Here is a 15,206-nt window from a genome sequence, read left to right on the forward strand (position 1 = left end):
TATATATGTACGATGACCTAGGCAATTCGTCCGCAATTTGCAAAAAAAAAATTTGAGCAAATATAATCAAGAGCTTATAACTTCTCTAAAACTGAGAATTTATCGCGTATTCGTTCTAGTGTGCGATAGATAGTTGTCTTTGGTATTTTGGTTATTACAGAAACTTCAGTAATAGTAAATACCTTAAGTAATTGACATAAATTACTATCTTTTTCAGATAAAGTTGAAATTATATTATTTATATCAGTGCGAATTATCGCTTCGATTTCCGAGTTCCTATGATCTGGAATATTGTCGTTTATATCATCAAAAATTATATTACGTTTTAGACACAACTGATTGCGTAACATATTGCGAGCACAATAATTAGCTAATCTAGCAACGAAAGTACTAAAACTACTTCTTTTCTCATCGTGCTGGTTAAGATATTGCCAAACCTGACAAAAAAGCTCCTGCTCTATATCTTCGAGACTTTCGTTAATAAAACAGCTTTTAGATTTAAGACGTGAAGCTTGAAATCTTACATGTTTAACAATTGTAGAATCGATTCCTTGATAAGAATTCTTCATAAAAACTCCAAAAGTTTCATGAATAGAGATTTTTACCAAGACCTTATATGACTAATTTATTATAAAAAAGTAGTAATAATTTTTTTATCTAAAAGAATAAAATCTTTAAAAATTAAAATAAGATTTAAACGTTTTGATACACTACTGAAGCTACTTTTTCATAGGTAAAAAACTACCAATTTCGTACCTAATTTCTGAATTACTAATTAGTATTTCAGAAAGCAGTAATCGTTAAGTTATTGATAATATTGTCTTTTTTATGTTCTATTCCTAAAAGCCGTTTCTAAAGTTAAGTGGCTAAAATCGGCCAGTGAAGAGGATTTACGGATTACTGAAGTCTTATATATATTATATATATATTTAAATACAGGTAAAATATAATATATAATAATATAAATATTGGCGTAATATAAGTTATGTAAAATAGTTATTAAGATAAGTAAAAACTCAAATGGCAGGATATGAAATTTTTTTTAATTTTTTTTCAAAATTGCGGACGAATTTGCGAGTCATCGTACATATATATTATACAGGGCATTGAACTTTAATTACACAAAGGAGTTTTTGTACGTCAATCTTAACGCTAGATCTCGGCAAGCAAACCGGCTGGGCAATTCTTACAGATGGAGTAATTGAAAGTGGAAGCAAAAGCTTTCATGGTAGCCGTTTCAGTGGAGGTGGAATGTGTTTCTTAAACTTTTGCAATTGGCTCAATTCTTTGAAAGACATTTCTGCAGTGTACTTTGAGGAGGTGAGAAGACATTTAGGAACTGATGCAGCCCATTGCTACGGTGGGTTTCTTGCAGTGCTGTCTGCTTGGTGTGAAGAGAACAATATTCCCTACCAAGGTGTTAATGTTAAAACTATAAAACGCTTTATAGCAGGCAAAGGCAATGCAAGTAAGAGTGAAGTTATTGAAGCGATACGTGAAAAAAGTTTTTCACCTAGAGATGATAATGAGGCCGATGCTTTGGCATTAATGTTCTATATTAGTAAAGATATTAATAAGACGAAAAATCCATAAAAAGTGGGTCCTTTCAGCCAGAATGGCGGATTTGGTGGGTTCAACCCCAGGCCTTCTTTAGCGTCAGAGATATTTTGAATATTAACTTTTTAATTATTAAGGATTTAAATTATATGAATTTAGCAATCCACTACTATCCTGTTGAAAACCTCGTCGAATATAAGCGTAATCCTCGTAAAAATGATGATGTAGTAAATAGAATGTGTGCTTCAATCAGGGAATTTGGCTTTCGTATACCAATAGTTGCAAAAAGCGATGGAACTGTGGTTGATGGTCATTTAAGACTTAAAGCAGCAAGAAAACTTGGTATGGAGAGTATTCCAGTGGTCTTAAGTGATAATTTAAATGAACCACAAACTAAATTTTCGGTTACTGGCAAATCAATCAGCTAACTGGGCGAAGTGGGACGATGATCTTTTGAAGGTGGAAATTCAAGAATTAGAAGATTTGCAGTTTGACCTTAAAATGACAGGATTTGAATTAGAAAAAGTTCAACATTTCCTTGATGATTTAGATAGTGAAAAAGAAGATTTTTCTGACTTGGTTGGTGATGAAAAAAGGGTAGAAATAACAAAACCAGGTGATCTTTGGATTTTAGGTGATCATCGAATCTATTGTGGTGATAGCTCTGTAGTTGAATCATATAAAGCGCTGTTAGATGATAAAATGGCAGACATTACTGTTTGTGATCCTCCATATAACGTTGATTATGGTGGTAGCCAAGATAAAAAAATATTAAACGATAATCAAGGTGAAAAGTACGAACTTTTTCTCTACGATATCTGTTCCCACATTTTAGCATATACGAAAGGTGCAATTTACATCTGCATATCATCATCAGAGTTTTCAACGTTGCAAAAAGTATTTGAGGAGGCAGGAGGAAAATGGTCAACATTTATCATTTGGGCAAAGAATCATTTTACGCTAGGCAGGTCTGATTATCAAAGACAATACGAAGCAATGCTCTATGGATGGAAAAGCGGCAATAAACGTGAGTGGCATGGAGGTAGAAATCAAAGTGATCTGTGGTTTTATGATAAGCCAACACATAACTCATTACATCCAACGATGAAGCCAGTAGAGCTAATGGAGAGAGCAATAGTAAACAGCAGCAGATCAGGAGACATAGTACTTGATCCATTTAGCGGTTCTGGCAGCACACTGATTGCATGTGAGAGAACAGGAAGAATTTGCAGAACAATAGAGCTAGATTCAAAATTTGTAGATGTAACGATAAAACGTTGGCAAGTATACACAGGTAGGGAGGCAATTTTAGCCGGTACTGGTAAAACCTTTTCACAAATTCAAGAAGAAAAACAGTAAGAAAAAAGTGGAAAAGATAACGCAAACAGAATGGGCAAAAGAACAAGGATTTTCAAAGCAATATGTCTGTTATTTAGTAAAAAAAGGAATAGTTAAGTTGGAGGATGGTTTGATCGACCGAGAACAAGCAAATGAAGCAGTAGCGGCAATAAGAGATCCAAGTCAGCCACTGAGGAGGAAAAATCCAGAAAATACAAGTAATCTTTCCACGATGTTGCTAAAAACTAGAATAAAAAATGAAATGGAACGAGGTAAACTGCTTGAGGCAAAGGCAAAAGCTGAGATTGGTGAACTTGTAGCAGTAGAGGAAGTAAAGCGCGAAGCATTTAATGTAGCAAGAGTTGTCCGTAATAATTTGCTTAATATTCCAAATAGAGTTTCAGCGCTGCTTGCATCACTGAGTGACACTGAAAAGATTCATGGAACATTGACTGAGGAAATTACAAACTCACTTGAAGAATTATCTAACACTAAATTTCAAATGTAAAAAGATTTTGAATATAAAATGGCTGATAACCTAAGTTTGGAGTTAATAAAGTGCCTCATTAATCAACCAGGGGTAGATATAAACATTAGAGGATCAAACGGAAAAACCCCACTACATTGCGCTATAGAGTTTGATGAATTAAGTATGGTAGATCTGTTACTCACGAAAAAGAACATTAATCCTTTTGTAGAAGATAATGATGGTAAAACATCTCTTGATTACGCCAAAGAAGGGAAAAAAGCAGAAATATTACAAGCGCTAATTAATAACAAGTACGGGTCAGAACAAGATAGCTTACTTCATTTAGCTGCAATGATAGGTGAAGTTAATGCAGTTAGATATTTGATAGGAAAAGGTATTGACGTTAATGTACGAAATGCTTTGCATCATACGCCATTACATCTAGCAGCAGGAATAGGACATGCAGAAGTTGTAAAGATTTTGATAAGAGAAGGAAAAGCTGAAATCGAGGTTTTTGATGCACGAAATCAGACACCGATGCACTATGCAGTTAATAACAAAAAGTTGGAGATAGTAAAGTTACTGCTAAAGCTAGGAGCAGATGTAAATAGCGCACGTGTAGGACAAAACTCGATGAAATTATCACCTGTTCATATAGCTGTAAGTAATACTAATTACGATGAAAGAGACTTATGTCTTGATATCCTCAAATCCTTAATAAAGGAGCCTAATGCTCAAGTAAATTTGCAAGACTACGAAAATAAAACACCACTACATTATGCTGAAAGACTAAAAACAATAGAAGTTTTACTAACGCGAGAAGATATAGACCCTCTGGTAAAAGACGATAGCGGTAAAACACCATTTGATTACGCTAAACCTGAGATAAAGAAGACTTTGATGAGCAATAAGTATGGTTCTGAAAAGAATAGTCTACTCCATTTAGCTGCACAAAGAGGAGAAATTGAGATTGTAGATGCAATCTTAAAGGAAGAAATTGATATTGATATTGTAAATAATAAAGGTTTATCACCTATTTACCTTGCTGCAGAAAAAGGACATTTACATGTAGTAAAATTACTACTGAAAAAAGGAGCAAACTATACACCTGTTTTGCACTTAGCAATCAAGTCAAATAATTTAGAGTTACTTAAAGTTTTATTTACTGAAAAAAATGGAGCGTTACTCTGCAGAGATACCGTTGTTAATTTTCCAACCCTTCATAATAAATATATAGCACAGAGAGAAATAGCAGATAAAAGGATGAAAAAACATAATAATATTATCTGCATCTGTATTACAGTTAGCGCAGTAGCAATGGCAGCATATATAGGTTTAACAGCAACAACAATAAGCAGTACAATCATTTTTGCAACAACAACAGGAATACTTGCGCTTATTATAGCAATAATGATAAGTGAGATGAGCAAAAGATACATAGAAAAGGAATTTCAGAAAAAGATGTTTATGGAACTGGAAGAGTGTAGTTCTACTGTTAATGATGTTGAGATAGAGTCAATTATGAGTAGATGCAGACAATGATATACGCTAGAGCTTTTTCTGAAGGTTTAAGACCAGATCCAGAGCTTAAAGTATCAGAGTGGGCAAATGAGTATCGAGTTCTAGCACCAACTGCAGCATCAGAGCCAGGGAAATGGAGAACAGAAAGAACTCCTTATTTAAAAGAAATAATGGATTCACTTTCTCCTTCTTCACCGGCTGAAAAAATAGTATTCATGAAAGGAGCGCAGATTGGAGGAACAGAAGCAGGAAATAATTGGATTGGCTATATCATAGATCAAACACCAGGTCCAATGCTAGTAGTACAGCCAACAGTTGAAATGGGAAAACGTTGGTCAAAAGGAAGATTTGCGCCACTGATTGAAAGTACACCATGTTTAAAAAGTAAAGTAAAAGACCCAAGATCAAGAGATTCAGGGAATACTGTACAAAGTAAGGAATTTCCAGGTGGAATAGTAGTAATAACCGGAGCAAATAGCAGTGTAGGACTAAGATCTATGCCAGTAAAATACCTCTTTCTTGATGAAATAGATGCCTATCCAGGAGATTCGGGAGGTGAAGGAGATCCAGTTTTACTCAGCATAGCCCGTACTAATACATTTGCACGGCGAAAGATTTTTTTAGTATCAACGCCAACGATTCATGGAATAAGCAGAATTGAGAAGGAATTTGAAGCTACAGACAAGAGATATTTTTTTGTACCATGTCCGCATTGTAATTATTACCAAATTTTAAAGTGGTCACAAATAAAATGGGAAGATAAAAATCCAAATACAGCACACTATATGTGTATAGAATGTGGTGAAAAGATAGAAAATCATCAAAAGACAGAGATGCTAGACCGTGGAGAATGGAGAGCTACAGGGGCAAAAGAAGGGGAGAAAAAAGGATTTCATCTTTCAAGTCTTTATAGCCCAGTTGGGTGGTATAGTTGGCAACAAGCAGTAGAGGATTTTCTGCATGCAAAGGAAAGTGAACAATTACTGAAAGTTTGGATAAATACTACGCTTGGAGAAACTTGGGTAGATAAAGGAGAAGTACCTGATTGGAAGCAATTATTTAACAGGAGAGAATTTTTTCAGATTGGCACAGTACCAAAAGGCGAAGTAGTTCTCACAGCAGGTGTTGATGTCCAAAAAGATCGTTTAGAAGTAGAAGTTGTAGCATGGGGAAAAAGCCGTGAAAGTTGGTCAATAGACTACCGAGTATTTGAAGGAGATACTGGAAGTAGAGAAGTATGGGGAAAGCTTTCGGAGCTTCTGAGTCATCATTTTATCGGTGAAAATGGGCTTGAATATATGATAAGCATGATGGCGGTAGATGCTGGATATGCAACGCAAGAAGTATACAACTGGGTAAGAGGTCATCAAGGATCTGGAAGAGTAATGGCAGTCAAAGGTGTAAATAAAGCCCTAGTGCCACTGAGCAGCCCAAGTAGAGTAGATATAACAGTTGGTGGTCAAAAGCTAAAGAGAGGAATAAAGCTCTGGCCAGTGGGAGTATCGATATTAAAGTCAGAGCTTTTTCAATTACTTAATATTTTGAAAGAAGAAGAGGGAAAAGCTCTACATGGATATTGTCATTTTCCGGAGTATGCACCTGAATATTTTAAGCAGCTAACGGCAGAGCAATTAGTCAGCAAGGTAGTAAAAGGATACACCAAACAAGAGTGGCAAAAGGTAAGAGAAAGAAATGAAGTATTAGACTGTAGGATTTATGCAAGAGCAGCATCGATAGCACTGGGAATAGACAGATGGCCAGAGAGTAAGTGGAATAGTTTGAGTGGAAAAATGGAAAGTAAAAAGCCTAAAAAAGTGAGACAAAGTAAATGGTTGAATGAGAAGTAAAATGTACAATCAGGAATATTTAAGTCAAGTCGAAGAAGCGATAAAAAAACTGCAAAGCGGAGAGCGAGTAGTATCAATTGCATATGGTGACCATGTGGTGAGATATGCTGAAGTTCAGATAAATGACCTGCTGAATCTACGGCAACGTATTAAGGCTGAACTGAAAGTTGCAGGTGTGAGACCGAAGAGAAGAATTGTGATTGCGACAAGTAAGGGAATTGACAAAATTGTGTAAAAATGTTATAGTTTAAAATTGGTATTTTCTAGTTAAAATATGGATCAAAGTCAAGAAAGGCTTAATGTTAATGTAAATTTTGAGGGGGAATTTGCTCACTACCTTATAGAAATGGCAAAAGTTCAAAATAGAACTATAGAAGAGGTTGTAAAGGACCTAGTGGAAGAAGAAATTGAAGCAAGTAAATTATCTGAAGAAGATGATGAAATAGATGAAGTAGATATAAAGTTGGCTAAGCTTTCTCTTGAGCGTGATGCTAGAGGTGATGAAGAAATTAGAAGTGAGGATGTAGATTGGAATAGAATATTATCTGCAAAAACAGTCTAAAGGTGGAGATACAAGCTGAGATACGATATTATCTATTCAAAAAAAGTTCTTGAGGAAGACTTTCTTGCATTACCACCAACGATAAGATCTAGAGTGAGAAGAGCTGTAGATAGTCGTCTTGCAACCAACCCTAAAGCAATAGGTAAAGCATTATCGCATGAATTCAAAGGGTATTTTAGGATACGAGTAAGTGATTATCGTGTAATTTATAGGATAAATTACTCAAAACACACAGTAACTATTACTGCAATGGGACATCGGAAGGACATTTATGAACGCAGCCCAGAATAAGCGTTGGTATTTGTGCAAGAGCCTCATGCATAATTTATAAAGTGTTAACAGCCAGACTCTCCAGCAGCTTGCTGTAATTTTTTAATGTCAAATTGCGCAACAAACTGCTGCATAATCAAAGAGGCAAAATGCTATTAAAATCGTTCAAACAACTATTTAGTAAGCCAAAAATCAAAAGCTCAGCGTGGGATGCAGCAGGCTCAGGAAGAAGATTTTTTCACTTTCAACCAGAGTTAGGAAGTATAAACAATTTGCTGTCTCAAAGCCTTGAAACTTTACGTAGTAGATCACGTGATATGGTGAGAAAAAATCCTTACGCTGCAAATATAATTGATACAATAGTAAGTAACTCTATTGGAACAGGAATAAAACCACAATCAAAAGCAAAAGATGGAGAATTTCGAAAGAAAGTACAAGAATTATGGCTAAAATGGACAGACGAAGCAGATAGCTGTGGAATAAGTGATTTTTATGGATTACAAGCTCTAGTATGCAGAAGTATGATAGAGGGTGGAGAATGTTTTGTACGTTTAAGAACGAGAAAGCTGGAAGATAGATTTTCTGTACCATTACAACTGCAAGTACTTGAGTCTGAACATTTAGACAATAAGAGCAATCAAACTTTAGCAAATGGTAATGTAATAAGAAACGGGATTGAGTTTAACAAGCTTGGGCAAAGAGAAGCTTATTACTTATTTAAAGAACACCCTGGTGAAAATACCTTTGGAGAGTCAGTAAGAGTGCCAGCAAACGATGTTTTACATATCTATAAACCACTGAGACCTGGACAAATTAGAGGGGAACCTTGGCTTTCTAACGTGCTTTTAAAACTTTACGAACTTGACCAGTATGATGATGCAGAATTAGTACGAAAAAAGACTGCTGCAATGTTTGCGGGATTCATTACGAGACTCGATCCTGAAGCAAATATTTTAGGTGAAAGTGAGTCAAATGAGCAAGGAGTAGCACTATCTGGCCTAGAACCTGGTACTATGCAACTACTTGATCCAGGTGAGGATATAAAGTTTTCAGAGCCATCTGATGTAGGAGGAAGCTATGAAGCATTTATGAGACAGCAACTCAGGGCAATAGCAATAGGCACAGGGATAACATACGAACAACTAACAGGAGATTTAACCGGTGTTAATTATTCATCAATCAGAGCAGGACTGATAGAGTTTCGTCGTCGATGCGCTATGCTGCAACATAACATTATGGTATTCCAATTTTGTAGACCAGTATGGAGTAGATGGCTAGAGTTAGCAGTACTTTGTGGAGAACTCCGTATAGATGAAAAAGTGGCAAAAGCAGCGAAAGAAGAAGTAAAATGGATACCACAGGGATTTGATTGGGTGGATCCACTGAAAGATCAACAAGCACAACAGATGGCAGTAAGAAATGGCTTCAAGAGTCGCTCAGAAGTTGTTTCAGAATTGGGTTACGATGTTGAAGAAATTGATCAAGAGATTGCCGAAGATCAAAAGCGAGCTGATTCTTTTGGACTTTGTTTCGATTCTGACATTAATCATAAAAGGGAAGGAAGGTGATGTGGATAAATAAACCAGTAATGGTAGAGAGAAGAAGCTTTGAACTATTATCATTATATAATAGCAAACAACCTATCTTTAAGAACTTAAAGCATTTTCATATAAACCCAAAAGGAATAGTAATAATACGTATTTATGGAGTTTTGACAAAAAAAACAGAAGCTTTTGATCATATTTTAGATATGACTTCGTATGAAAATATTCATGAAGAGATAGAGAGTGCTTTAGAAGATAAAAGCATAGAGACGATTCTACTTGACATAGATAGTCCAGGTGGAGAAGTAAATGGAGTGTTTGATCTAGCTGATTTTATCTACGGTGTAAGAGGAAAAAAGAGGATAATAGCGATAGCAAATGATGATGCGTACTCTGCTGCATATGCTATAGCTTCAAGCGCTGAAAAGGTTTTTGTGAGTAGAACCTCTGGTGTTGGAAGTATAGGTGTTATTGCAAGTCACATTGACCAAAGCGGTTTTGATGAAAAGCAAGGAATAAAATACACAACTATTTTTGCAGGCAAGAGAAAGAATGATTTAAATCCACATGAGCCAATGACGTCTGAAAGTCTGGAAAGCTTACAAAAAGAAGTAGACCGACTATATGAAATGTTTGTGCAGCTAATAGCAAGAAACAGAGGTCTTTCAATTGAAAAGATTCGATCAACAGAAGCAGGTCTATATTTTGGCGAGAAAGCAGTAGAAATAGGCCTTGCAGACGGAATGACAATTCTTTCATCTATTAATAAAAACAGGAGTATTACTATGAATGAACAAACTACAAATGACCTAGAAACTGATAATTTAACCAAGTATCGTACTGAAGTTCTTGAATTAATACGTTTATGTAATTTATCGAAGATGCCAGAAAAGATAGGAGAATTTATTGAGCAGGGCGTAAGTATTGAGCAAGCAAGGGAGGTTTTAATGGAATTACTTGCAGAGAGAACGAAGAAGACAGAGATACTGAGTGCAATACCACAGAATTCGCAGGAAGATTTGATGACACAGGTAGCGAAAAGTCGGTGCATTTAAATTTTATAACCGCCATATATAGTGCTCTGCGGTAAATAAGTGTCCAAAATGCGCCATAATGGCTAATTATAAGGTAATAACCGCAGTGTATAGCAGTTATAAACACGGCGGTAAAAAAAATAAAAAAAGGAGAGAAAAAGACATGATAAGTATAACTGAAGGAAATAATTTAGGCGATCTTCTGAAATATGAAGTGTCCAACCTATATTCAAGAGACCAAATAACAGTAGCTAAAGGTCAAAATCTTAAGCTTGGTGCAGTAGTTGCCAAAAAGACGGAAGATGGTTTTATTAGAGTACTTAATCCTGCTGGAACAGATGGCACACAAACAGCAATAGGTGCAATAATAAGTGATGTAAATGCGACAGAAAATGCCAAAGCAGTAATTATTACTCGTGGTGCAATACTAGCAGATCATGCAGTTGTGTGGCCAGCAAATATCACTGAAGAACAGAAAGCTGAAGCAATAAAGCAACTTGAAGCACGAGGGATCATTGTCCGCAAGGGAGTGTAACTTAAATTAATAAGGGGGAAAAAGAATGCAAAATCCATTTACAAATACAGCATTTAGTATGACGGCACTAACAAATGCGATAAATATATTGCCGATAAATTATGGACGAGTTGAAAATTTAAACTTGTTTCCAAGTAGGTCAGTAAGATTTAGACATATTACCATAGAAGAACACAACGGAGTTTTAAGTCTATTGCCAACACAAGTTCCAGGAGCACCAGCAACAGTAGGAAAAAGAGGAAAAAGAAAGGTAAGAACATTTACGATTCCACATATTCCACATGATGATGTAGTGTTACCAGAGGAAGTACAGGGAATAAGGGCATTTGGATCAGAAAGTGAACTTAAAGCGCTAGCAGACGTAATAACTGACCATTTACAGCTAATGAGAAACAAACATGCAATAACATTAGAGCATTTGCGAATGGGAGCGCTGAAGGGAATAATTTTAGATGCTGATGGGTCAGAATTATTAAATCTGTACAACGAATTTGAAATAACACCAAAAGTAGTAAATTTTGCCCTTGGAACAGCAACAACTGATGTAAAACGTAAGTGTCTGGAAGTATTGCGGCATATAGAAGATAACCTAAGTGGTGAATATATGACTGGAATTCATGCCTTGGTAAGCCCTGAGTTTTTTGATGCACTAACTTCTCATGCAAAAGTAAAAGAAGCATATGAAAGATGGCAAGAAGGAGCAGCACTTCGAAATGATATGAGGTCAGGGTTTACATTTTGTGGCATAACGTTTGAGGAATATAGAGGGCAAGCAACTGACCCTGAAGGAACGGTTAGAAGATTTATTGAGAAAGATACAGGGCACTGTTTTCCACTAGGAACAGCAAGCACGTTTACAACATATTTTGCACCAGCAGACTTTAATGAGACGGTGAATACTCTCGGACAGCCACTCTATGCAAAACAAGAGCCAAGAAGATTTGATAGAGGGACCGATTTACATACGCAGTCAAATCCTCTGCCAATGTGCCATCGTCCAGGGACATTAATCAAAGTCGTTGCAACATAACAATACTAACTACAAAAGTGGTGAGGCATTCTACCAATATGCCCCTCCTTAGCGTGCGTGTAGAGATTAGTGCATAAAGGTAAAATATGCAAGGAGAAATAGAAAGATTATTTGCAGATTGTTTTGCACATCTTGGGGAGCAAGCGTTGTATGAATCAAAGGATAAGGCATACATGGTACAAATATTGAAGCAACAGCCAGATAAATTATATGGAATTGGTGAAGGACAATTTGTGGGGGAGATGCTTTTTCTTGAGGTAAGCGTTTTTGATGTATTAAAGCCAATGGTGGGAGATATTTTTGTTATTGATGATCGTAAATATAAAGTACATTCTCCACCGCTGCAAGACAATTCAGGAATGGTATGGAAAATTCAAGCGTCGGGGGTGTGAATGCGTATCAACGTTGAGGTTAGCGGTAGCATTGAGAAGGTTATGCAAAGTATAGATGCTGAAAGGAAAAAAGTGGAAAAAGCGACGGAGAGGGCATTAAACAAAACAGCACTATGGTTAAAAGCAAAAGCAGCTAAGGAAATTAGTGAGGAAAAGAAGATAAAATTAAGTTTGATAAGAAAGAGATTAAGAATTTTTAAGGCAAAAACTAGCAGATTAGAAGTGTTAATTAGAGCAAATCTCTATGACATTAGAGCATCAACAATTGGTAAAATACAAAAAACAAGAAGAGGATCGAAAGTAGGAAAGCATGAGTTTATAGGAGGATTTGCAGCAGTTATGCCAAAAGGAAATAGCGGTATTTTTAAGCGTGAAGGAAGAACAGCATTACCAATAAAGGAAGTTAAATTGTCACTGAAACCAGAGGCTTCAAGGATAATAGGTAATCTTGTTAATTATGAAGTTGAAGAAGTCTTTACAAAGTTTTTTGAACGTCAATTGAGCTATAAAGGATGAATTTGAAAGATTTACATGATAAAATTTGTACCACGCTGAAGAGAGAAATACCAGCAATACAGACGTGCGAAATTTATCCAACAATAAGGAAAGAATTGATAGCACCGGCAGTATTTGTGGAACTTAGTGGCTTTGAAAAAGGACATGATCCAGGAACAGAAGAATTAGCGTTGAGAGCAAAATTTGAAGCACGAATTGTAGTTGATGGAACAGTCGAGGATTCCTCGGTAGTTGTAAGGTCATTAGCAGCAGAAGTAGCAAGAGTAGTAAATAAAAATACTTGGAACGTAAAGAATATTTCTCCTGCTGAATTTCTCTCTGCAGAGCCTGATGGATTTAGACCCGAATTAGATGCATATTTGGTGTGGATGGTTGATTGGAGTCATCAGCTTCATTTAGGTAAATCAGTATGGGAAGAGGGGAAAATTAAGCCACATAAAATAGCAGTAGGAGAAATGCATGTTGGAAAATAATTTTGCCATTGCAGAGTTACAGAGAAAAGTAGCGAATATCATTCGTATAGGAGTTGTAAAAGAAGTAGATTATGAAAAAGCAAAAGTAAGAGTGAAAATAGGAGAATTTTTAACAGATTATTTACCGTGGATAACAAGTAAAGCAGGAAAAGATAGAAATTGGTCTTCACCAGGTATCGATGAACAAGTTGTGGTATTTTCTCCTTTTGGTGAACTATCATTAGGAGTGGTATTAGGAGGAATATATCAGAAAAAATACCCTGCACCAGAGAATAAAAAAGAAATAAATAGTATAAAATTTCAAGATGGGACGAAGTTTACATATGATAAAGGTAAGCATCATTTAGAGATTGAAGTAGTAGACAAAATAACACTGAAAGCTGGGGGATCGAGAATAGAAATGACAAAAAGTGGAATAAAATTGAAGGCAGATAAAATAAACCTTAATTAAATGAATAAATCGGTTGTGCGAGTAGGAGATCATTGTGCAGAAGCAACACTACATTTTTGCGTTAGTGGCAGTAACAATGTTTTTGTAAATGGTAAGCCAGTTTGCCGAAAAGGAGATAATTTTACAGAAGGTAGAGTATTAACTGAAGGATCAAAAACAGTGTTTGCAAATGGGTTTGGAGTGGGAAGAGTTGGTGATATGGTTTCTTGTGGTTCCAAGGTGATCAGTGGTAGCAGTAACATTTTTTCAGGATAAAATATGCTATACTTATCAAAAATAAAGTTATGAATATGGATATAACTACTAGCCTATTAGGAGACATTAGTAATTTAATAGATAGAGCAAAAAATCATCTTTCTGTTCAATTCAATTCTACTCTAGTATTGTTAAACTGGGAAATTGGCTCTAGAATTGATCAAGATATTCTAAAGCACAAACGTGCAGATTATGGGAAGCAAATCATCTCCCAACTTGCAAAAGAACTTCAGATTAAATATGGACGTGGTTTTGATAGAGCGTCATTATTTCGTATGGTGCAATTTTCTAAATTCTTTTCTGATCAAGAAATTGTCGCGACACTGTCACAACAATTGAGTTGGTCACATTTTGTAGAAATTATTGCAATTTCTGATGAGCTGAAGCGTAATTATTATATAGAAATGTGTCGTATTGAAAGGTGGAGTGTTAGGGCACTACGTAGTAAAATCGATACTATGTTGTATGAACGTACAGCGCTAGCAAAAAAACCTGAAGAGTTTATAAGAAGGAGTATAAAAAATTTACGTGAAGAAAATATGTTAGCACCAGAATTCATTTTTCATGACCCATACTTCCTTAGCTTCATGGAATTGCCATCAAGTTATAGTGAGACTGATCTAGAAAATACAATCTTGGATGAATTGACAAAATTTTTACAAGAGTTTGGAAATGATTTTTGTTTTGTAACACGTCAAAAAAGGATGAGTACTAAAACAACTGACAGGTATTTGGACCTGCTATTTTTTCACAGAGGATTAAAACGCCTTATAGCAATAGAACTAAAAATAGGTCGCTTTGAACCAGCTTATAAAGGACAGATGGAATGGTATTTAAATTGGTTAGATAAAAATGAACGAAAAGCAGGTGAAGAAAAACCGTTAGGGATTATTTTATGTGCTGATAAGGATCAAGAGGATATAGAATATCTTGAACTCGAAGGCTCTAATATTCATGTTGCACAGTATTTAACACAGCTTCCTTCTAAAGAAATTCTTGAAAAGAAGTTGAGAAAGGCTATTTCTATAGCACGTGAAAAACATGCAAGTATTCAGTCAGAGCCATGAAAAATATATGCGAGGAATGGATGCTAAAACGGGAAAAGCTCTTGAAGGAATAGAGCACTTAAAGCAATCGATAATTGATATACTGACCACTCCTATTAACAGTAGAATAATGAGGAGAGATTATGGGTCAAAACTATTTGAATTAGTGGACAAGCCAGTTAATCGTGATTTAACACTAGAAATTTACGCAGCAACTGCAGAAGCTTTGGAAAAATGGGAAAAGAGATTTAAGTTAGAAAAAGTAAAAGTTGAAGGAGTAAAAGAAGGAAAAATAACTATTTCACTTGAAGGAGTTTATCTGGCAAACGGGAAAAACATTCATTTTGATGGAATTGTAGTGTAAAT

The 15,206-nt window shown here is 35.7% G+C and carries 19 protein-coding genes and 1 pseudogene; 19 read left to right on the forward strand and 1 reads right to left on the reverse strand.

The genetic code is table 11. The features are described 5' to 3' along the window. Positions 1-74 precede the first annotated feature (74 nt). Positions 75-569, reverse strand: coding sequence for a sigma-70 family RNA polymerase sigma factor (locus tag OPR50_RS03920; protein WP_265023918.1), 495 nt, complete (start codon positions 567-569; stop codon positions 75-77). A gap of 574 nt (positions 570-1,143) precedes the next feature. Here OPR50_RS03920 and OPR50_RS03925 point away from each other — a divergent pair. The 19 genes and pseudogenes from OPR50_RS03925 (at position 1,144) to OPR50_RS04015 (ending at position 15,204) form a co-directional block, all read left to right on the forward strand. Beyond that, complete coding sequence (locus OPR50_RS03925; protein ID WP_265024319.1) at positions 1,144-1,593, forward strand: crossover junction endodeoxyribonuclease RuvC; 450 nt, start codon at positions 1,144-1,146, stop codon at positions 1,591-1,593. Between the two features lie 113 nt (positions 1,594-1,706). Continuing rightward, positions 1,707-2,916 (forward strand): annotated as a pseudogene (locus tag OPR50_RS03930) (DNA modification methylase). 7 nt (positions 2,917-2,923) lie between these two features. Further along, positions 2,924-3,403: a hypothetical protein gene (locus tag OPR50_RS03935; protein ID WP_265023917.1), complete on the forward strand. Its 480-nt coding sequence runs from the start codon at positions 2,924-2,926 to the stop codon at positions 3,401-3,403. 18 nt (positions 3,404-3,421) lie between these two features. Then, complete coding sequence (locus tag OPR50_RS03940; RefSeq protein ID WP_265023916.1) at positions 3,422-4,906, forward strand: ankyrin repeat domain-containing protein; 1,485 nt, start codon at positions 3,422-3,424, stop codon at positions 4,904-4,906. Continuing rightward, positions 4,903-6,732, forward strand: a complete 1,830-nt coding sequence (locus OPR50_RS03945; RefSeq protein WP_265024306.1) for a phage terminase large subunit family protein — start codon at positions 4,903-4,905, stop codon at positions 6,730-6,732. The genes OPR50_RS03940 and OPR50_RS03945 overlap by 4 nt, the downstream gene beginning before the upstream one ends. A gap of 1 nt (position 6,733) precedes the next feature. Continuing rightward, positions 6,734-6,967: a gpW family head-tail joining protein gene (locus OPR50_RS03950; protein WP_143688830.1), complete on the forward strand. Its 234-nt coding sequence runs from the start codon at positions 6,734-6,736 to the stop codon at positions 6,965-6,967. 39 nt (positions 6,968-7,006) lie between these two features. Next, positions 7,007-7,294 carry a hypothetical protein gene (locus tag OPR50_RS03955; protein WP_143688829.1) on the forward strand — a complete coding sequence of 96 codons (288 nt, stop codon included), beginning with the start codon at positions 7,007-7,009 and terminating at the stop codon, positions 7,292-7,294. Positions 7,295-7,387: 93 nt separating this feature from the next. Next, positions 7,388-7,585 carry a type II toxin-antitoxin system RelE family toxin gene (locus tag OPR50_RS03960; protein WP_237350101.1) on the forward strand — a complete coding sequence of 66 codons (198 nt, stop codon included), beginning with the start codon at positions 7,388-7,390 and terminating at the stop codon, positions 7,583-7,585. A 128-nt stretch (positions 7,586-7,713) separates the two neighbouring features. Then, positions 7,714-9,132: a phage portal protein gene (locus tag OPR50_RS03965; protein ID WP_265024090.1), complete on the forward strand. Its 1,419-nt coding sequence runs from the start codon at positions 7,714-7,716 to the stop codon at positions 9,130-9,132. After that, complete coding sequence (locus OPR50_RS03970) at positions 9,132-10,163, forward strand: S49 family peptidase (protein WP_265024089.1); 1,032 nt, start codon at positions 9,132-9,134, stop codon at positions 10,161-10,163. The genes OPR50_RS03965 and OPR50_RS03970 overlap by 1 nt, the downstream gene beginning before the upstream one ends. A gap of 142 nt (positions 10,164-10,305) precedes the next feature. Then, a complete protein-coding gene (locus OPR50_RS03975) occupies positions 10,306-10,677 on the forward strand; it encodes a head decoration protein (protein ID WP_265024305.1) in 372 nt (123 codons plus the stop codon). A 25-nt stretch (positions 10,678-10,702) separates the two neighbouring features. Further along, positions 10,703-11,707: a major capsid protein gene (locus tag OPR50_RS03980; RefSeq protein WP_265024295.1), complete on the forward strand. Its 1,005-nt coding sequence runs from the start codon at positions 10,703-10,705 to the stop codon at positions 11,705-11,707. 86 nt (positions 11,708-11,793) lie between these two features. Then, the gene (locus OPR50_RS03985; RefSeq protein ID WP_265024296.1) at positions 11,794-12,099 is read left to right on the forward strand and encodes a head-tail joining protein; all 306 of its coding nucleotides are present in this window, start codon (positions 11,794-11,796) and stop codon (positions 12,097-12,099) included. Further along, a complete protein-coding gene (locus OPR50_RS03990; RefSeq protein ID WP_265024297.1) occupies positions 12,100-12,615 on the forward strand; it encodes a phage tail protein in 516 nt (171 codons plus the stop codon). Further along, entirely contained in the window at positions 12,612-13,088 is a 477-nt protein-coding gene (locus OPR50_RS03995; RefSeq protein ID WP_265024146.1) for a hypothetical protein, read from the forward strand. The genes OPR50_RS03990 and OPR50_RS03995 overlap by 4 nt, the downstream gene beginning before the upstream one ends. Further along, the gene (locus tag OPR50_RS04000) at positions 13,075-13,539 is read left to right on the forward strand and encodes a phage baseplate assembly protein V (RefSeq protein WP_265024145.1); all 465 of its coding nucleotides are present in this window, start codon (positions 13,075-13,077) and stop codon (positions 13,537-13,539) included. The genes OPR50_RS03995 and OPR50_RS04000 overlap by 14 nt, the downstream gene beginning before the upstream one ends. Next, positions 13,540-13,794: a PAAR domain-containing protein gene (locus OPR50_RS04005; protein ID WP_019236415.1), complete on the forward strand. Its 255-nt coding sequence runs from the start codon at positions 13,540-13,542 to the stop codon at positions 13,792-13,794. A gap of 35 nt (positions 13,795-13,829) precedes the next feature. After that, the gene (locus OPR50_RS04010) at positions 13,830-14,861 is read left to right on the forward strand and encodes a PDDEXK nuclease domain-containing protein (RefSeq protein WP_265024298.1); all 1,032 of its coding nucleotides are present in this window, start codon (positions 13,830-13,832) and stop codon (positions 14,859-14,861) included. A gap of 7 nt (positions 14,862-14,868) precedes the next feature. After that, positions 14,869-15,204, forward strand: a complete 336-nt coding sequence (locus OPR50_RS04015; RefSeq protein WP_253309045.1) for a GPW/gp25 family protein — start codon at positions 14,869-14,871, stop codon at positions 15,202-15,204. Positions 15,205-15,206 lie beyond the last annotated feature (2 nt).

It is taken from the genome of Wolbachia endosymbiont (group A) of Epagoge grotiana, from assembly GCF_947251775.1.
GTDB classification, from domain to species: Bacteria; Pseudomonadota; Alphaproteobacteria; order Rickettsiales; family Anaplasmataceae; genus Wolbachia; species Wolbachia pipientis.